Consider the following 19163-nt stretch of genomic DNA (forward strand, 5'->3'; position numbering starts at 1 on the left):
CGTCTTGACCCCTTTCGCCAGCTCCGCCGCCAGCGCCTTCAGTTTGTCCTGATCCATTGTCTCTGCCATTGATGGGCTCCTCTTGTACACTAGCATCAATGGGCAGTTACACAATTTGATTTACAGGCTCCGCCCCCGCCGCGAACGGCTCCAGTTAATGGCTTATTGATGTTTAATTGTTCCTTGACACCGAAACGGGGTCGGGCACGCTATTTAAATCACCAATCAATGTCGCGTCACGTCGTCGTCCGGGAAATCATCGAAGTCGGCCGGCTCTTCTGACGGCAGGCGGTTACTGCCGTCGAACCAGGCGCCCAGGTCGATCAGCCGACAGCGTTCGCTGCAGAACGGCCGGTAGGGATTTTTGACGGGATCCAGCTGGGTGCTGCGCCCGCATTGCGGGCAGTTGCCTTTCGGAGTGCTCATAAAATGCAGCAGTGCAGGTCGAATTCGATGTCATCCTTGGCCTGAACGGGGCGGCTGAGGGTGTCTTCGCGCTGCAGAAAGCGGACAGTAAAGCGATGCTTGCCGCCGCTGATTTCAGGGAAATAGGGACTCTCGGCCGGTAACAGCACGCGAATGAGCTGGCAGTTGTTACCACTGTCCAGGTTTTGCTGAAAGAAGCCGTTGTTGGCAGTGCTGTGCCGTGGTGTGGCGCTGTTGCGGATGATCGATAATGCATAGCCGACCGCATCGCGAATGATACGGATATCGCGATACCAGCGATCGAGATCGTTGATGCGGCTTGCATCCGGCTGACTCAGCCAATGATGGTAGGCCGGCAGATCGAAACTGCAGGTGCCGCTCGGTATGGTGCTACGCTGCCTGATCGAGCCGATCAGTTCATCGGCCCGCAGTCCCTGTCCCGGCTGACAACTGGGTGAGCGCAGTTGCTCGGCCAGACCATTGATGCCCTGGAGAATGGTTTGTAACCGGTTGCCGTCGACCGCCGGGTTCTCCTTGAGATTGCTCAGGGTGGTCGCGTGACGTTCGAGTTCCTTGATCAACTCCCCCTTCAAATCGCTGCGCGCCAGAAGCTCGGCGATTTCGATCAGATTATTCAGGGCCTCGCGACTGTCCCATTCGCTCTGACCATGAATGCGCACATCAACATTGCGGAACAGGTGCTCTAGTCGCAGGAAACTGCGGACCCGTTCGTTCAATGGTTGTTCGAAGATGATCTGATCGCTCAAGGTTATCTCGGTTTCAGGATGAAATGTGATCCGTATTCTTCTGGCCGGCTAGCGTCCGATAGTATTGATGCAGGCGTTCTACCTGCCGGGACAGATGCTGGTTGTCGGCATCGTTCATCAGTACGTCATCGGCCTGTTGCAGTCGCTGCTGGCGCGACAGTTGCTGCTGCATGATCTGCTGTATGGCGCTGCTGTCCTGCCCATCGCGCTGGCTGGCGCGCTGTATCTGCAACGCTTCCGGACAATCCACGACCACCACCCGGTCAACCTGATCAGCTGCACCGGTCTCCAGTAACAGCGGCACGACCCAGATGACATAATCGGCCGTCTGCGAAGCCGAGCGTTCGGCCAATGCCTGGTAAACCAGGGGGTGTAGAATCGCCTCCAGGCGCTGACGCTCGCTATCATCGTTGAATATGCGTTGCCGCAACGCCGCGCGTGACAGGTGTCCGTCAGCGTCCAGTACACTGTCACCGAAGGCGTCGCGGATCGCCCGTAACGCGGGTTGTCCGGGGGCAGTCAGCTCGCGTGTTAACTCATCGGCATCGAACACGGGCACCCCCAGCGCGGCGAACAGTTGCGCCGCCGTGGATTTGCCGCTGCCGATACCGCCGGTCAGGCCAATGCGTAGTGGTCGCTGCGTCGCAGCTGTCATCCGGCCAACGCCCAGGCCAGATAGGCCTGACTGATGGCCGGACCCGCTATCAGCGTGATCCAGCCGGCCGCGGCCAGGTATGGACCGAACGGAATCGGCACGCGCCGATCATGCCCGCCGAAGACGATCAACGCTACCCCGACAATTGCACCAACGAGCGAGGCCAACACGACAATCAGGGGGAGTGCGTCCCAGCCCAGCCAGGCACCAAGCATACCCAGTAGTTTGAAATCACCGTATCCCATACCTTCCTTGCCGGTCAGCAGGCGGAAAGCTTGATAAATCAGCCAGAGAATACCGTAGCCGCAGATCGCACCGAGTACCGCGGCATGCAGACTGGTGAACACGCCGAACAGGTTGGCGGCCAGTCCCAGCCAGAGCATTGGCAGGGTGATGTCATCCGGCAGATACTGCGTATCCAGATCAATGACACTCAGGGTCAGCAATGCCCAGCTCAGGATCGCGGCCAGCAGGGCCGCCATGCCGAAACCGAAATGCCAGGCACTAATCGCGGCCAGCAGTCCCGCTGCCAGTTCGACTACGGGATAGCGTAGCGCGATGCGTTGGCGGCAACCGGCACAACGACCGCGCAGCCACAGATAGCTCAGTACCGGGATATTTTCGTACCAGCGGATGGCATGCTGACAGTGTGGGCAACTTGACGCCGGTGACGCCAGGCTCAGGGGCGTGGCATCGGCCGGGTCGGCATCAAGTTCCAGCAGTTCACGGCACTGACAGCGCCAGTCGCGCTCCATCATGCGTGGCAGCCGCAGTATGACGACATTCAGAAAACTGCCGATGACAAGGCCAAGTAATGCAAAACAGAAGATAAAGGCCGCTGGCGTGGCCTGTAGATAGCTCAAGATAGACATTCGATAGCGCCCCGATGATCCCGACCGGTGCTGGTCGGGCTGGCTGATTGGTTGCGCCGCGTTGGCTAGACGACCTGACCCATCTTGAAGATCGGCAGATACATGGAGACCACCAGGCCGCCGATAATCACACCCAGGAAGGCCATGATCATGGGTTCGAGCAGGCTGCTGAGCGAGTCGACGGCGTTATCCACTTCTTCCTCGTAAAAGTCGGCGACCTTGGCCAGCATTTGATCAAGCGAACCGGCTTCTTCACCGATGGCGACCATCTGTACGACCATGTTCGGGAACAGCTGTGATTCGCGCATGGCCACCTGCAGCTGGGTACCGGTGGATATCTCGTCACGCATCTCCATGATGGCGTTATAGAAAACGATATTGCCGGAGGCACCGGCCACCGAAACCATGGCCTCGACCAGCGGCGTACCGGCGGCAAACATGGTCGACAGGGTACGGGCAAAGCGGGCTACGGCGGCCTTGTAGAGGATGTCACCGATAATTGGCAGCTTGAGCAGCGCGCGGTCGATGAAGCGTGCCACGCTGCGAAACCGGCGTCTGGATTCGATGATCGCCCAGATGGTGCCGCCGATGCCGAGGGCGATTGCCCACCACCATTTCTGGAAGACAGCCGAAAGATAGAGCACAAACTGAGTCGGCGCCGGCAGATCGGCGCCAAACCCCTTGAACAGTTCCTCGAACTGCGGGATGACGAATATCAGCAGGATGGCGGTGACGATGAAGGCCACGACGATCACGGCGAGCGGATAGAACAGGGCCTTCTTGATCTTGCCCTTCAGTGTCTCGGTCTTTTCCAGGTAGGTCGCGATCTTGTGCAGCAGGGTCTCGAGGATACCGGCCTGTTCGCCGGCCGCGACCAGGTTGACGTAGAGCTCGCTGAAATGGCGTGGGTGCTTGGCCAGCGCCTCGGCCAGCGTACCGCCAGACTCGACATCCCCCTTGATCGCGAGAATCAGTTCCTGCATGGCGACGTTCTCGTGACCGCGGCCGACGATTTCAAACGCCTGCACCAGCGGCACACCGGCTGACATCATGGTCGCCAGCTGCCGGCTGAATACGGTGATGTCCTTGGTGGTGATCTTTTTTCTACCACCACCGAACAGGGGCTTGGGTTTTTTCTTGACCTTCAGCGGATTGATGCCCTGGCGGCGCAGTACCGCCTTGACCAGCGAATCGGAGGTGCCGGTCATCTCGCCCTTGACGCGCTTGCCGCTCTTGTCCGTGCCCTCCCAGACGAACATCACCGATTTTGCTGCTTCTGCCATGATTTTATTCTATCCGTAAATCCTTAAAGCCCCGATTTCTATTCCTGCGTGACGCGGTTGACTTCTTTCATGTCGATAATGCCGTCGGCCACCTTTTTCAGCGCCGACTGGCGGATGTCCGGTATGCCCTCGGCACGCGACTGGTCGGCCAGCTGGATGGCGGTGGCGCCGTCCATGATCATGCGGCGCATGGCTTCTGACACCGGCATCACCTGGTAGATACCTGTACGTCCCTTATACCCGGCATTGCACTGATCGCAACCTTCGGCTTCGGAAATCTTGATGCCGGCCTCAATTTGCTTGTCGGTAAAGCCTTCTTCCAGCAGCACCTCGTTGGGCACCTCGATCGGTTTGACGCAGTTCTTGCACAGCCGCCGTGCCAGGCGCTGGGCGATGATGATATTCACGGAAGTGGCAATGCCGAAGGTCGGCATGCCCATATCCTGCATGCGGGTTAGCGTCTGCGGCGCATCGTTGGTATGCAGGGTGGACATGACCATGTGGCCGGTCATGGCGGCTTTCAGGGCGATGCCGCCGGTCTCGAGATCACGGATCTCGCCGACCAGGATGATATCCGGGTCCTGGCGCAGGAACGCTTTCAGCGCCTTGGCGAAGGTGAGGCCGGTTTTCTCGTCGACCTGAACCTGGTTGATGCCGGGCAGGTTGATTTCCACCGGGTCCTCGGCCGTCGAGATGTTGACCTCGGTCTGGTTGAGGATGTTGATGCCGGTGTACAGCGACACGGTTTTACCACTACCGGTCGGGCCGGTCACCAGGAACATGCCGTAGGGCTTGTGCAGGTTCTCGAGAAACAGTTCTTTCTGGAAGTCCTCGTAGCCGAGTACGTCGATGCCGAGCTGGGCGCTGGAGGAGTCCAGGATACGCATCACCACCTTCTCGCCCCAGATGGTCGGGCAGGTGCTGACACGAAAATCGATCGACTTGTGCTTGGAGACCTTCAGCTTGATGCGGCCGTCCTGCGGTACACGGCGTTCGGAGACGTCCAGCCGTGACATGACCTTGATGCGCGCCGCCATCTTCAGCGCCAGGGTGGTTGGCGGCCTGGCGACCTCGATGAGCACGCCGTCCATGCGCAGGCGGACGCGGTAAAATTTCTCGTAGGGCTCGAAGTGGATGTCCGAGGCGCCCTTCTTGATGGCGTCCAGCAACACCTTGTTGACGAAGCGCACCACCGGCGCGTCGTCGACCTCGGTATCGACCTGCTCGTCCTGTTTTTCATCCTCGACGTCCAGGCCGTCCAGATCGTCGAATTCCTCGTCGGCCATCTCGCCGAGTCCGCCGTCGGAGGCCTCGATCATCTTCTCGATGGCCTTTTCGAGCTTGGTCTCCTCGGCCAGGATGGCCTCGGTGTTCATGCCGACGGCGAACTTGATCTCGTCCAGCGCCTGCAGGTTGGTCGGGTCGGAGACGGCGACGTACAGCCGCTTGCCGCGCTTGTACAGAGGCAGCGCGTGGTGCTTGCGGATCAGGTCTTCCTTGAGGAGTTTGGTGATCTCGGTGTCGAGTTCGACGCTGTCGATGTCCAGCAGCGGCACGCCGAATTCCTCGGCCGCGGCCTGGGCGATCTTCAGACTGTCGGCGAGCTTGTTTTCAACCAGGTAGGAGACGAACGGCTGCTTTTTCTTGAGGGCGTTCTGGAAGGCCTCGGCGGCGGCCGATTCCTCCATCAGGCCATCGACGACCAGCTTGCGCGCCAGCCCGCTTAACTGAACCTTGTTCGTCGATACTGCCATGCCGTCTGTACACCCCTAGAAGACGCAACCAGCCAGAATTACGATATTAGAGCATATAGCCCGAAATACCAACAATCGTCTGGGGCTTCCGCGCAACTCTTGCGAGCTTACTTTAACAATGCGGCCGGCGCGCCGGGCCACCACGCCGGCGCCGGCAACGAATGGTTAATTCTTTTATTTCAATATGATAGCAATTGTGCAGCGATGCCGCGCCGGCGCCGGCGCCGTTGGCCGGCGCCCGGCTGCATCCCGGGACCGGTTCAGGCGGCGTCGGCCTTGCTCGTCTCGAAGACGATTGAATCATCCCTGACATCGACCTTGACGTGCGTCCCCGGGGCGATGTCGCCGGCCAGGATCGCGCGTGCCAGCGGTGTCTCGACCTGGTTCTGCACGGCGCGTTTCAGCGGCCGGGCGCCGAAGACCGGGTCGAAACCGGCGGTGCCAATCTTGTCGAGTGCGGCCGTGGTGAGCTCGAGCACGATATCTTGGTCGCGCAGCCGCTCGGCGACGCGGGCCACCTGGATCTCGGCGATGGCGCGGATCTGCTCGCGTTGCAGCGCGTGGAAGACGACGATTTCGTCGACGCGGTTGATGAACTCCGGCCGGAAGTGTTGTTGGACGACCTCCATCACCGCCGACTTCATGGTCTCGTAATCCTCCTCCGAGGACATGGACTGGATGCGATCCGAGCCCAGGTTCGAGGTCATGACAATCACGGTATTGCGGAAGTCCACCGTACGGCCCTGGCCGTCGGTCAGGCGACCGTCGTCGAGCACCTGCAACAGGATGTTGAATACCTCCGGGTGCGCCTTCTCGACCTCGTCGAGCAGGATGACGCTGTACGGCCGGCGGCGCACGGTCTCAGTCAGGTAACCGCCCTGTTCGTAACCGACGTAACCCGGCGGCGCACCGATCAGGCGGGCGACGGCATGTTTTTCCATGTACTCGGACATGTCGATGCGCACCATGGCCTCTTCGGTATCAAACAGGAACTGCGCCAGGGACTTGCACAGCTCGGTCTTGCCGACGCCCGTGGGGCCGAGGAACAGGAACGAACCGTTCGGCCGGTTCGGATCCGACAGGCCGGCGCGCGAACGGCGTATCGAATCGGCTACCGCGCGCACGGCCTCGTCCTGGCCGACCACGCGCTGGTGCAGGGCGTCTTCCATGCGCAGCAACTTGTCGCGCTCGCCCTCGAGCATCTTGGTGACCGGAATGCCGGTCCACTTGGAGACGACTTCGGCAACTTCGTTGTCGGTAACCTTGTTGCGCAACAGTTTGTGCTGCTTCTCGCCGGCGGGTTCCTCGCCACTTTCCTTTTCGCTCTCCTGCGCCTCGGCCAGCTTCTTCTCCAGTTCCGGAATGACGCCGTACTGCAGCTCCGACATACGGTTCAGGTCACCGGCACGGCGCGCGGCTTCGTAGTCGGTGCGCGCGCGCTCAAGCTGCTCCTTGATCGAATGCGCGCCCTGCAGGGCGGCCTTCTCGGATTTCCATTCCTCATCGAGATCGGAATATTCACGCTCGAGCTTGTCGATCTCCTCTTCCAGCACGCCGAGGCGTTTCTTCGACGCGGCATCGGTCTCCTTCTTCAGCGCCTCGCGCTCGATCTTCAGCTGGATCAGACGCCGTTCGAGCCGGTCCATGACTTCCGGCTTCGAGTTCATCTCGATACTGATGCGGCTGGCCGCCTCGTCGATCAGGTCGATCGCCTTGTCCGGCAGGTGTCGGTCGGTGATGTAGCGATGCGATAGCGTGCTTGCCGCGACAATCGCCGGGTCGGTGATCTGGACGTTGTGATGGACCTCGTAGCGCTCCTTCAGGCCACGCAGGATGGCGATCGTGTCCTCGACTGTCGGTTCGTTGACCAGTACTTTCTGAAAACGGCGCTCGAGCGCGGCGTCCTTCTCGATGTTCTCGCGGTATTCGTTCAGCGTGGTCGCGCCGATGCAATGCAGTTCGCCGCGCGACAGGGCGGGCTTGAGCATGTTGCCGGCATCCATGGCGCCCTCGGCCTTGCCGGCGCCGACCATGGTGTGAATCTCGTCGATGAACAGAATGATTTGACCTTCCTGCTGACCAAGCTCCTTGAGCACCGCCTTGAGCCGCTCCTCGAAATCGCCGCGGTACTTGGCGCCGGCCAGTAGCGCACCCAGATCCAGCGCCAGCACGCGCTTGTTCTTCATCGCGTCCGGCACTTCCCCGTCGATGATGCGCTGGGCCAGGCCCTCGACGATGGCGGTTTTGCCGACGCCGGGTTCGCCGATCAGCACGGGATTGTTCTTGGTGCGCCGCTGCAGTACCTGGATGGTGCGGCGGATCTCATCGTCACGGCCGATCACGGGGTCGACCTTGCCCTGCTCGGCGCGGGCGGTGAGATCGATGGTGTACTTGTCCAGCGCCTGGCGGTTTTCCTCGGCGTTCGGATCTTCCACGCTTTCGCCGCCGCGCAGCTCGTCGATTGCCTGGCTGAGGCTGTCCTTGGCGATGCCGGCCTCTTTCAGGATGCGTGCCAGTTCATCCTTGCTGTCGAGTGCTGCGAGGACGAACAGCTCGCTCGAGATGTACTGGTCGCCGCGCTGCTGCGCCAGCTTGTCGGTCAGGTTGAGCAGGCTGTCGAGGTTCTTCGAGATGTGGACCTCGCCTCCGCCGCCGGAGACCTGCGGCAGTCGGCCGAGCGCTTCGCCGAGCTGCGAGCGCAGGCGATTGAGGTCGGCGCCGCTCTTGTTGAGCAGCTGGCGCACGCTGCTGCCGTCCTGGTCGAGCAGGGCCGAGAGCACGTGTACCGGCTCGATCTGCTGGTGATCGCGCCCGACTGCCAGTGACTGTGCGTCGGCCAGCGCCAGCTGGAATTTGGTTGTCAGTTTGTCGAGACGCATGGTTGGGTTGCCTCGGATGTTGAATTTACGATTACCCAGTTAATGGGGGCAGGGTAGAAGGTATTCAAGTCGACTATTGTGGGAGCGGATTAAAATCCGCGATTTTTTGCCCTTTATCGCCGATTGAAATCGGCTCCCACAAAACAGTACTGGAGCGTATCTCGTCATTCGTATTTCGCAGGCTCTTTCGAGATACGAGCGACGCTGAGCGGCCGCCTTGCAGCCGCTCAGTACACACCAATATCCAGATACGAGCGCGCGATCTTGCTGATGGCGACGACGTAGGCGGCGGTGCGATAGTCATTGCCGAGTTCATGTTCCTCCAGCGCCTGCTGCATTTCCTGGTAGCCGAGGCGCATGGTGTCGTCGAGGCCGGAACGCACCAGGTCGAGTTCGTCGGCACCGTGGGTGATCTCGCGCACCATCCACTCCGGCACCTGCTGGCCGGTCAGCGATTCCAGCGCGCTGATCATGTGCTGGCCGCGCAACTCGTCGAAGCGTCGCTCCATGCGGCCAAAGCGGATGTGGCCGAGATTGCGGATCCATTCAAAGTAGGACACGGTGACGCCGCCGGCGTTGACGTAGGCGTCGGGTAATACCGTAACGCCGTTGTTGCGCAGGATTGCGTCGGCCTCGAAGGTGACCGGCCCGTTGGCGGCTTCGACGATCAGGCTGGCCTTGATGCGGGCGGCGTTGGCAGCCGTGATCTGCGCCTCCAGGGCCGCCGGGATGAGGATGTCGCACTGCAGTTCCAGGCCGGCGGCACCGTTGTCCGAAAACGTCGCGTCCGGGTAGCCCTGCACACAACCGCTGTTTTCGTGCATATGCTGGTGAACGCGCTCGATGTTGATGCCGGCGTCGTTCATCAGCACGCCGTCGCGCTCGATGATCGCCGTGATGCGGGCGTTATCCTCTTCCTGCAACAGCCGTGCAGCATGATAGCCGACGTTGCCGAGGCCCTGGATGACGATGCGCTTGTCGCCGAGGCCACCGCTCAGGCCTGCCGCCTTGACCGTCGCCGGATTGCGGAAGAACTCGCGCATGGCATAGACGACGCCGCGGCCGGTCGCCTCGACGCGGCCGCGGATGCCGCCGTGATGCACTGGCTTGCCGGTGACGCAGGCCAGGTAGTTGATGTTATCGGGCTCGAGGTGCTTGTAAGTGTCGGCGATCCAGGCCATCTCGCGCTCGCCGGTGCCGACGTCCGGCGCTGGCACATTGGTGGCCGGGTTGAGAAAGCCCTTGCGTACCAGCTCGCGGGTAAAGCGTCTGGTAATCAGCTGCAGTTCATGGCGATCGTAAAGGCCCGGGTCGAGGCAGAGGCCGCCCTTGGAGCCGCCGAACGGCACGTCGACCAGCGCGCACTTGTAGGTCATCAGCGCCGCCAGCGCCTCGATCTCGTCCTGGTCGACCACCGCCGCGTAGCGCATGCCGCCCTTGGCCGGCAGCCGGTGCGTGCTGTGCACGGCGCGCCAGCCGGTGAAGACCTCGAGTCGGCCGCGGATGTTGACCGGGAAACGCACCTGCAGCACGGAATTGCAGGCCTTGATCGATTCCGCCACGCCCGGCTCGATCGCCAGGATGCCGAAGGCGCGGTCGGCCATGCGATTGACGTTGCCGGAAAATGAGAGCGGCTGGTTATTGTTCTTGTGCTTGTTCCGGGCGGGCATCCTTCCCCCTGAATTCAGGTCCATCAGCGCCTGTTACCTGCAAGCATAGTCTACCGGCGCGGCGTCCATCCATATGAGGCTGGCCATACGGCCGGTCGTGCCGTCACGACGATAGGAATAAAAGCGTAGCGGGTCGCTGTAGGTGCAATAGCCGCAGTTGCAGCAGGTCTCGACACCGGCCCGGCGCAGGGCGCGCTCGGCCAGACCGGGAAGATCAGCCTGCCAGTGGCCCGGCCGGCCGCGCGTGAAACAGCTATCGGCGTTGGCGAAGGTGGCCAGGCAGGCGTCGCGGACGTCGCTGCCGACCTCGAAGGCGGCCGGGCCGATCGCCGGGCCCAGCCAGGCCAGCAGATCGGCGGGATGCGCCGGCAGGGCGGCCACGGTGGCGTCGATGACGCCGGCGACCAGACCGCGCCAGCCAACGTGGACCACCGCCACGCAGCTGCCGCCGCGGTCGGTCAGCAACAGCGGCAGACAGTCGGCGGTCAGCACGGCGCAGACCACCCCGGGCCGATCCGTCCAGCTGGCATCAGCCGGCCCGTCGTCGATCGTGTGGGCTGCGATGACACGCGGGCCGTGTACCTGCTGCAGCCAGGCCGGCTCAGCCGGCAGCTGCAGGCATTGCTGCAGCTGCCGGCGGTTGTGGTTGACGGCAGCGCCGTCGTCACCAACGTGGGCGGCGAGGTTGAAGCTGGCGTAGGGCGGTTTACTGTAACCGCCGGCGCGCGTGGTCGTGCCGGCATGAACGTGATCCGGTGCCGGCCAATCGGCGGCTAGCCAGGCGCGCGTATCAGCCATGCTCGCGGGTATCGGCGGCGAGCCGGTCGGCGAGATCCTGCATGTCGTCCGGCATGGCGGCCTCGAACTGCAGCGGTTCGCCCGAGCACGGGTGCGCCAGCCCCAGTGCGCAGGCGTGCAGGGCTTGGCGCCGGAACCCCTGGATGGTGCTGCGCAGCGATTCGGCGGCGCCGCGCGGCAGTTTCGGCCTGGGACCGTAAAGCGGGTCACCGAGCACGGCATGATTCAGGTGCGCCATGTGTACGCGGATCTGGTGGGTGCGGCCGCTCTCCAGGCTCACACGCACCAGCGTGTGGGCGCGGTAACGGCTGACCACGCGGTAATGGCTGACCGCCGGCTTGCCGCCGGTGACTACCGCCATGCGCGTACGCTGGCGCGGGTGACGGCCGATCGGTGCGTCCACCGTACCGCCGGCGGTAAGCACGCCGTTGACGATGGCCAGATAGTCGCGCTTGATGCTGCGTGCCTGCAGCTCGGCGACCAGCCGGGTATGCGCCGTCGGCGTGCGCGCGATCACCATCAGACCACTGGTGTCCTTGTCCAGGCGCTGGACGATGCCGGCACGCGGCAGTTTTGCCAGCGCTGGATCGTGGCCGAGTAGGGCGTTCATGAGCGTATGCCGCGGATTGCCGGCGCCCGGATGCACGACCAGCCCGGGTGGCTTGTTGATGACGAGGATGGCGTCGTCCTCGTGGACAATGGCCAGCGGGATGGCTTCCGGCTCCAGGCTGGTCGCCGCCGGCAGCTGGGCACGGATGCGAATGTGTTCACCGCCAGCAACCTTGTCACGCGGCCGTGCCGGACGGTCATTGACCAGCACCTCGGCGTTGCGGATCCAGCCGCTGATACGCACGCGCGAGTGTTCGCGGTAAACCGTGGCCAGCGCCTGGTCGAGCCGTTGGCCGGCCAGCTCCGCCGGTAATGTACAGTCGAGGCAGATCGTCCCGTCGGCCGGTGCTGTATCGTTGTTCGATTCGTTCGCGTTCACGTCGATGGGCTCTGCTTTACCAAACGCGGCTTTGCCGATACCCTTGGCGGGATGAAAAAACTTGTACTGATGTTATTCATTCTGGGTCTGTCCGGCCTTGGTGGCTGCGGCTGGTTCGGCGGCGGCGACAAGGAAGATGAAACCGCGGCTTGGGACGCCGAGCGACTTTACGCCGAGGCCCGTGGTGCGCTGGATGCAGGCTACTATGAACGGGCCGTCGATTACTATGAAAAGCTCGAGGCGCGTTTCCCGTTCGGTACTTATGGTCAGCAGGCTCTGCTCGATCTGTCCTACGCCTATTATAAAAGCCAGGATTTTGACGGTGCTGTCAGTACCGCCGATCGTTTCATAAAACTCTATCCGCGCAACGAGGGTGTCGCCTACGCACTGTATCTGCGCGGCCTGGCCAACTTCAATCGCGGCCTCGGTTTCACCCAGCGGTTCCTGCCGATCGATCTGTCGCAGCGCGATCCCGGCAGTAGCATGGATGCTTTCCAGGATTTTTCCGAGTTGCTCAAGCGTTTTCCCGACAGCATTTACGTCGAGGATGCCAGATTGCGCATGGTGCACCTGCGCAACATGCTCGCCGAGCACGAGGTCGAGGTGGCGAATTACTACATGCGACGTGAAGCCTATGTCGCTGCGGCCAATCGCGCGGGCCATGTGGTGGAAAACTACCCCCGCACACCGGCGATTCCGGAGGCGCTCGCCGTTCTTGCCAAGGCCTACAAGGTGCTGGAAATGCCGGATCTGTCCGCCGATGCCCTGCGGGTGCTGGAGACCAACTACCCGAATCATCCCGGTATTTACGAGGTACGCCGCGTCGTGGTCGGTTCGCGTTCCGGGGCTTCCGGCGAGGATGACGGCTGGTTCTAGCCCTTGTTCGCGGCGGGGGGGGTAGTCGCTCCTGCTTCCATTCTCTCCTCCTTGACGGGCGAGAGTCAGAGCCTGCCCCGTACTTGATATGGGGATGGGGTGATTGAATTATCGAGGATCTTTAAATTCACCCCCATTCCCGGCTTACTGCGTGCCGGGACAGGCTCTTGCTTCCCCCGTCAAGGGGGAAGGGACAAGGTGCGCTTCGCGCTGTAGGTTGATTCGCTCCCACAGAAGCGGGCCTGCCGATCACTAATAACCAGTCACCAATCAACCAGTAGTCAAACCGGCTGCTCGTTGTAACCCGAGGTGATCGGGTAACGCCGGTCGCGGCCGAAGGCGCGTTCGCTGATCCGCACACCGGGCGCAGCCTGGCGGCGCTTGTATTCGTTGCAGTCAACCAGTCTCACGACCTTGTTCACTACTTCGGTATTGAAGCCGGCGGCGACAATCTCGTCCGGTGACTGGTCGCGCTCGATGTAGCGTTCCAGGATCGGGTCGAGAATCTCGTAGGCGGGTAGCGACTGGTCGTCGCGCTGGTCGGGTTTCAGTTCGGCCGACGGTGGCCGGTCGATGATCCGTTGCGGAATGACCCGGCCCTGGCTGTTGCGCCAGTTCGACAGTTCAAACACCAGTGTCTTGGCGACATCCTTGAGCGGGGCAAAGCCCCCGGCCATGTCACCGTAAAGGGTCGCATAGCCGACCGACATCTCGCTCTTGTTGCCGGTGGCCAGCACCATCTTGCCGGTCTTGTTCGAGACCGCCATCAACATGACGCCGCGACAGCGCGCCTGGATGTTTTCCTCGGTGGTGTCCGCCGGCTGGTTTTCCTGGAAAATCGGGGCCAGCACTTCGAGAAAGGCATTGAACGGTTTTTCAATCGGGAACTCGTGGTAGTGCACGTTGAGTAGCCCGGCCATCTCGCGGGCGTCCTCGACACTCATGTCGGCGGTATAGCGCGACGGCATGCACAGCACCTCGACGTTGTCGGCGCCGAGGGCGTCAACCGCCAGCGCCAGCGTCAGGGCCGAGTCGATACCGCCGGACAGGCCGATGACGGCGCCTTTGAAGCCATTCTTGTGGACGTAGTCGTGGATGCCCATGACCAGCGCCCGGTAGATTGTATCCAGACGTTGCGGCGGTTCGGTCGCGGTTTGCTCGACGGCGGTAATGCGCTTGCCATCCCGTTGCAGGGTGAGCGGAAACAGGCCGGTGGCAAACTGGGGCGCCGACCACAGCAGTTTGCCTCTGTTGTCGAGCATCATTGAACCACCGTCGAAGATCAGTTCGTCCTGACCGCCGACTAGGTTGAGATACACCATGCCAAGGCCGGTTTCACCGATGCGTTCGTGCAGTACCCTCTGGCGCACACTGAGTTTGTCGACATGATAGGGTGAGGCGTTGATATTGATCAGCAGATCGGCGCCGGCCTCGTGCGCCTGTAATGCCGGTCCGGGTTGCCAGATGTCCTCGCAGATGGTGAAGCCGATGTTCATGCCCTTGTATTCGAGCAGGCATGGCTTATTGCCGGCCGTGAAATAGCGCTTCTCGTCGAACACGCCATAGTTGGGCAGCACCTGCTTGCGGTAGCGCGCGCGGATTTCGCGGTTCTCGATAATGAAACAGCTGTTGTACAGCCGGTCCTGTTCGTATTCCGGCAGACCGAGCACGATGCCGATATCGTCACTGGCGGCGATGATTTCGTCCAGTGCCTTGCGTACGCGCCGGCGCAGACCGGGACGCAGCAACAGATCTTCTGGCGGATAGCTGGTAATGGCCAGTTCCGGGAAGATCACCAGATCGGGCCGGTGTTCGGCACGTGCCCGGGCGATGGCGTCAATGATCTGACGCGTGTTGCCGCGGATATCACCAACTGTAAGGTTGAGTTGGGCAAGAACGAGGCGCAGGCCTTGGGAATCCATAATCGATAGCTTATAGCGGATGGAAAATGCTCGGCTAGTTTAGCAGATGCGGCTATCGGCCAGTTGCGGTTCGCTATTCGCCCAGCGCCTGTTGGACGGTTATGCCCAGCTCGGCCGGTGAACGGGTTGTTCGTACACCGGCGGCTTCCAGGGCCGCGAACTTGTCGGCGGCCGTGCCCTTGCCACCAGCGATTACCGCGCCGGCGTGGCCCATGCGTCGGCCGGGCGGGGCGGTGACCCCGGCGATATACGCGACCACCGGTTTGCTGACGTGATCCCTGATATAGGCCGCTGCCTCTTCCTCGGCACTGCCGCCGATCTCGCCGACCATGATGATGGCATCGGTCTGCTCGTCGGCCTCGAACAGTTGCAGGCAGTCGATAAAAGTCAGCCCCTGGATGGGATCGCCGCCGATGCCGACGCAGGTGCTCTGGCCCAGGCCCAGTTTCGTGGTCTGGTATACGGCTTCGTAGGTCAGGGTGCCGGAACGCGAGACAATCCCGATGCGGCCCTGGCTGTGAATGCTGGCCGGCATGATGCCGATCTTGCACTCATCGGGCGAGATGATGCCGGGACAGTTGGGCCCGACCAAGTGCACGTCCGGGTACTGGTCGAGATAGGCGCGGATCCTGACCATGTCCAGCACCGGGATGCCTTCGGTGATGCAGACGATCACCTTGATGCCAGCATCGCAGGCCTCGGCGATCGCCTCGGCCGTGTAGGCGGCCGGGACGTAGATCATGCTGGCATCGGCGCCGGTTTCGGCGATCGCGTCAAAAACGGTATTGAACACCGGCCGATCAAGATGCCGTTCGCCGCCACGGCCGGGCGTCACGCCGCCGACCACCTGTGTGCCGTAGGCGATCGCCTGCTGCGAGTGGAAGGTGCCCTGCTTGCCGGTGAAACCCTGACAGATAACCCGGGTATTCTTGTCGATCAGAATGCTCATGATATTTTCGTATAATGTCCGCGAATGAACGCAAATTAACGCCAATAACCGGAATCATTGCTTCTATAGCATAACGCGTACGGTGTTATTGTTAAGCCACCCGGGCATGGGATGAGGTTTATAAGACATTTACGTTTGTTCGCGTATATTTGCGGTCTGCTCATCGAACCGCGGCGACCGCTTTTTGCGCGGCGTCGCCGAGATCATCGGCGGCGGTGATGTTGAGTCCGCTGTCCTTGAGCTTTGCCTTGCCTTCGTCAACATTGGTGCCTTCCAGCCTGGCAATGATCGGTACGTTCACACCAACCTCCCTGACCGCCTGGATAATACCGTCTGCGATCAGGTCGCAGCGGACGATGCCGCCGAAGATATTCACCAGAATGGCACGGACATTGTCATCCGAGGTGATCAGCTTGAAGGCCTCGGCCACCTTGTCGGCGGTGGCGCCGCCACCGACATCGAGAAAATTGGCCGGTTCGCCACCATAGAGCTTGATGATGTCCATGGTCGCCATGGCCAGACCGGCACCGTTGACCATGCAGGCGATGTTGCCGTCGAGCGTGACATAGTTCAGGTCGAAACGCCGGGCGATGCTTTCGCGCTCGTCTTCCTGGGTCGGGTCGTGCCATTCGGCGAGTTCCGGCTGGCGCATCAGCGCGTTGTCATCCAGCGTGATCTTGGCGTCCAGCGCGACGAGGTTATTGCTGTCGTCAACGATCAGCGGGTTGATCTCGATGAGACTCAGGTCCCTGGCGAGGAACAACCGGTACATGTGGCGCAGGATCTGGCGGAGTTGTTCACGCTGATCGGCGTCGAGTTCCAGTGCGAAGCCGATCCGGCGCGACTGGTAGTCCTGCAGGCCGAGCACGGGGTTGATGGTCAGACGAAATATCTGCTCCGGTTGATTCGCGGCAACCGTCTCAATATCCATGCCACCAGCACTGGAGGCAATCACGGCGATGCGACGGCTGGCCCGGTCCACCAGCATGCCCAGGTAAAGCTCGCGCTGAATCTCCGAGCGTTTCTCGATCAGCAGGCAGTTGACCGGCTGGCCCTTCGGGCCGGACTGTTGCGTGACGAGACGCTGGCCGAGCAGCCGGCGACTATGGTTTTCCACCTCGTCGATGCTGGTCGCCATCTGCACGCCGCCGGCCTTGCCACGGCCGCCGGCATACACCTGGGCCTTGACGATCCAGCCGCTGCCGCGCAGGTCGTGGGCATGGCGCAGCGCTTCCTTGACGGAATGCGCCGGTTTGCCGGCCGGCACCGGGATGCCATACTCGGCGAACAGCAGCTTGGCCTGATATTCGTGCAGGTTCATAGCAGGTTTATACGATTGTCGCGGTGTTCGAAGACTATGCTTGAAGCAACTGGATTCGGCAGTGACTATAACCGACTCGTCGCGGCATTTATATGACGGCTGCCGGACAAGCCTTTAATATAGTTGGCAGATACTGGAAATCAGGATCGCATGATTCGTTATCTCATAATAGGTGCCGTGCTGTATCTCGTCGGCGTACTGGTACGGCGTGTGTTGAAACAACTGCGCCAGCCTGCCGAATCGCAGCAAACGGAAAAATCCGCCAGCGAAGCCACCGCCCGCTGTGCACATTGCGGTATGTTCGTGCCGCGCAATGAGGCGGTGCGTGGTGACGGCCGGGAGTTTTGCAGCCGTGAACATCAGCAGCTCGGGACTCGCCGGGACGGGGCATGAGCGCCAGACTGATCCCGGGGTCGGATTATGACGAGGTGGCCTGGCGGGCGCTGAGTTTTTTCAGCGGCTACCGCTTCATTATCAGCCTGATTTTCGTGGCGCTGGTGTGGCTGACCGATCTGCCGGAGCCGCTCGGCACATTCGATGACCGGCTTTTCGCCCTGGTAACGCAGGCGTATTTCCTTGCCGCACTTTTGCTTTTTGTGCCACTGCGCCTGCGGTGGCCGGGGTTCGGCTACCAGGTGGCCGGCCAGGTTTTCATCGATATATTTGCCATCACCCTGATCATGTACGCCAGCGCCGGGGTGAGTAGCGGCTTTGGCATGCTGCTCATGATCGCCGTCGCCGGTGGCAGCCTGCTCAAGCCCGGCAAGATTGCCTATTTCTTTGCCGCCCTGGCGACGCTCGCCGTGCTTGGCGAGGAGCTCTACGCGCATCTGGTACGTTTTTTTCCAGCACCGAACTACACCCATGCCGCGGTGCTCGGCAGCACCTTTTTCATCGTCGCCTTCATCGGCCACAAGCTGGCGTTGCGTGTGCGCGAAAGCGAACAGCTGGCGGCGAGCCGCGCGATCGATATCCAGAATCTGGCGGCACTCAATGAACAGATCGTCCAGCACATGCAGTCCGGCGTGCTGGTCATCGATGCGGATAATTCGATCCGGCTGGCGAACAGTTCGGCACGCAAGCTGCTGGGCGCGCGCCAGGAGCTGGCGGGTCAGCCCGTGACGTCGGTTTGCCCGGAACTGAACTGGTTCATCGAACAGTGCCGCAGTCAGGGTGAGCAGGCGCCGGTGGTGATCCGGCCGTCGACGGCAGCAGTCGACGTGCAGGCCTCGTTCCGGCCGCTGAACCCCGGTGGCGACGCTGGCCTGCTGGTGTTCCTAGAAGATGCCTCAGTGCTGCGTCAGCGTGCCCAGCAGATGAAGCTGGCCTCGCTCGGACGTATGGCGGCGAGCATTGCCCACGAGGTGCGCAATCCGCTTGGTGCCATCAGCCATGCCGGCCAGCTGCTGGGCGAATCGCCGCAGCTGGATGCGGGCGACCGGCGCCTGACGGCGATCATCCAGGACCATTCGAAGCGGGTGAACGCGATAGTGGAAAACGTCATGCAGGTCAGCCGCCGGCAGGCGCCGGCACCGGAGACTTTTGAGCTCGGGAACTGGCTTGAGGAATTCTGTAGCGAATTTCGCCACCAGAACGACCTGCCGGAAGCGGCCGTGTTTTGCCGGGTGGAACCGGCCGACATACTGGTGACCATCGATCCCAGCCAACTGCAGCAGGTCATGCTCAACCTGTGCAGCAACGCGTTGCGCTACAGTCGCAATGAACCGTTGTTGACGATCATCTGCGGTGTTCATGATGATCTCGAACGCCCGTACATCGATGTCATCGATCAGGGACCGGGCATGCCGGTGGCGATCGCCGAACACGTTTTCGAGCCGTTTGTGACGTCGGAAAGCCAGGGCACCGGGTTGGGCTTGTATATTGCCCGTGAGTTGTGCGAGGCCAACCAGGCGACCCTGCAGTTGCATGACAACAGCGAGACGGGGTGCTGTTTCCGGATCAATTTCCCGCATCCGGACAAACGCCATATTCTTGAGTAAGAT

The 19163-nt window shown here is 61.6% G+C and carries 16 protein-coding genes; 3 read left to right on the plus strand and 13 right to left on the minus strand.

Going from position 1 to position 19163, the window contains the following annotated elements:
• Positions 1 to 225 precede the first annotated feature (225 nt).
• The 10 genes from J2T55_RS09385 to rluD form a co-directional block, all read right to left on the minus strand.
• On the minus strand, positions 226 to 426 hold the full coding sequence (locus J2T55_RS09385) for a DNA gyrase inhibitor YacG (protein WP_407660072.1): 201 nt from the start codon (positions 424 to 426) through the stop codon (positions 226 to 228).
• A complete protein-coding gene (zapD, locus tag J2T55_RS09390) occupies positions 423 to 1193 on the minus strand; it encodes a cell division protein ZapD (RefSeq protein ID WP_259055840.1) in 771 nt (256 codons plus the stop codon). The genes J2T55_RS09385 and zapD overlap by 4 nt, the downstream gene beginning before the upstream one ends.
• 13 nt (positions 1194 to 1206) lie before the next feature.
• On the minus strand, positions 1207 to 1848 hold the full coding sequence (gene coaE, locus J2T55_RS09395; protein WP_259055841.1) for a dephospho-CoA kinase: 642 nt from the start codon (positions 1846 to 1848) through the stop codon (positions 1207 to 1209).
• Positions 1845 to 2720, minus strand: coding sequence for a prepilin peptidase (locus J2T55_RS09400; RefSeq protein WP_259055842.1), 876 nt, complete (start codon positions 2718 to 2720; stop codon positions 1845 to 1847). The genes coaE and J2T55_RS09400 overlap by 4 nt, the downstream gene beginning before the upstream one ends.
• 65 nt (positions 2721 to 2785) lie before the next feature.
• Positions 2786 to 4003, minus strand: a complete 1218-nt coding sequence (locus J2T55_RS09405; protein ID WP_259055843.1) for a type II secretion system F family protein — start codon at positions 4001 to 4003, stop codon at positions 2786 to 2788.
• Positions 4004 to 4041: 38 nt separating this feature from the next.
• Positions 4042 to 5757: a type IV-A pilus assembly ATPase PilB gene (pilB, locus tag J2T55_RS09410; protein ID WP_259055844.1), complete on the minus strand. Its 1716-nt coding sequence runs from the start codon at positions 5755 to 5757 to the stop codon at positions 4042 to 4044.
• Between the two features lie 260 nt (positions 5758 to 6017).
• Positions 6018 to 8636 (minus strand): ATP-dependent chaperone ClpB, encoded by a 2619-nt coding sequence (clpB, locus tag J2T55_RS09415; protein ID WP_259055845.1) that lies wholly within the window; start codon positions 8634 to 8636, stop codon positions 6018 to 6020.
• A gap of 227 nt (positions 8637 to 8863) precedes the next feature.
• Complete coding sequence (locus J2T55_RS09420) at positions 8864 to 10306, minus strand: Glu/Leu/Phe/Val family dehydrogenase (protein WP_259055846.1); 1443 nt, start codon at positions 10304 to 10306, stop codon at positions 8864 to 8866.
• A 33-nt stretch (positions 10307 to 10339) separates the two neighbouring features.
• Positions 10340 to 11104 (minus strand): peptidoglycan editing factor PgeF, encoded by a 765-nt coding sequence (gene pgeF, locus J2T55_RS09425; protein WP_259055847.1) that lies wholly within the window; start codon positions 11102 to 11104, stop codon positions 10340 to 10342.
• Positions 11097 to 12092: a 23S rRNA pseudouridine(1911/1915/1917) synthase RluD gene (gene rluD / locus J2T55_RS09430; protein ID WP_259055848.1), complete on the minus strand. Its 996-nt coding sequence runs from the start codon at positions 12090 to 12092 to the stop codon at positions 11097 to 11099. The genes pgeF and rluD overlap by 8 nt, the downstream gene beginning before the upstream one ends.
• 51 nt (positions 12093 to 12143) lie before the next feature.
• Here rluD and J2T55_RS09435 point away from each other — a divergent pair, with 51 nt between their 5' ends.
• Positions 12144 to 12968 (plus strand): outer membrane protein assembly factor BamD, encoded by an 825-nt coding sequence (locus J2T55_RS09435; protein ID WP_259055849.1) that lies wholly within the window; start codon positions 12144 to 12146, stop codon positions 12966 to 12968.
• Positions 12969 to 13249: 281 nt separating this feature from the next.
• Here the strand turns inward: J2T55_RS09435 and J2T55_RS09440 are convergent, their stop codons facing one another.
• The 3 genes from J2T55_RS09440 to sucC all read right to left on the minus strand — a co-directional run bounded on the left by J2T55_RS09440 (position 13250) and on the right by sucC (position 17160).
• Positions 13250 to 14890: an NAD+ synthase gene (locus tag J2T55_RS09440; protein WP_259055850.1), complete on the minus strand. Its 1641-nt coding sequence runs from the start codon at positions 14888 to 14890 to the stop codon at positions 13250 to 13252.
• A 73-nt stretch (positions 14891 to 14963) separates the two neighbouring features.
• The gene (gene sucD / locus J2T55_RS09445) at positions 14964 to 15839 is read right to left on the minus strand and encodes a succinate--CoA ligase subunit alpha (protein ID WP_259055851.1); all 876 of its coding nucleotides are present in this window, start codon (positions 15837 to 15839) and stop codon (positions 14964 to 14966) included.
• A 160-nt stretch (positions 15840 to 15999) separates the two neighbouring features.
• Entirely contained in the window at positions 16000 to 17160 is a 1161-nt protein-coding gene (sucC, locus tag J2T55_RS09450) for an ADP-forming succinate--CoA ligase subunit beta (RefSeq protein WP_259055852.1), read from the minus strand.
• Positions 17161 to 17310: 150 nt separating this feature from the next.
• On the opposite strand from sucC, the gene J2T55_RS09455 reads away from it, so the two are divergent.
• On the plus strand, positions 17311 to 17553 hold the full coding sequence (locus tag J2T55_RS09455; RefSeq protein WP_259055853.1) for a PP0621 family protein: 243 nt from the start codon (positions 17311 to 17313) through the stop codon (positions 17551 to 17553).
• A complete protein-coding gene (locus tag J2T55_RS09460) occupies positions 17550 to 19160 on the plus strand; it encodes a sensor histidine kinase (protein WP_259055854.1) in 1611 nt (536 codons plus the stop codon). Before J2T55_RS09455 ends, J2T55_RS09460 begins: the two co-directional genes overlap by 4 nt.
• Positions 19161 to 19163: the final 3 nt, after the last annotated feature.

Source organism: Methylohalomonas lacus (genome assembly GCF_024808875.1).
GTDB lineage: Bacteria > Pseudomonadota > Gammaproteobacteria > Methylohalomonadales > Methylohalomonadaceae > Methylohalomonas > Methylohalomonas lacus.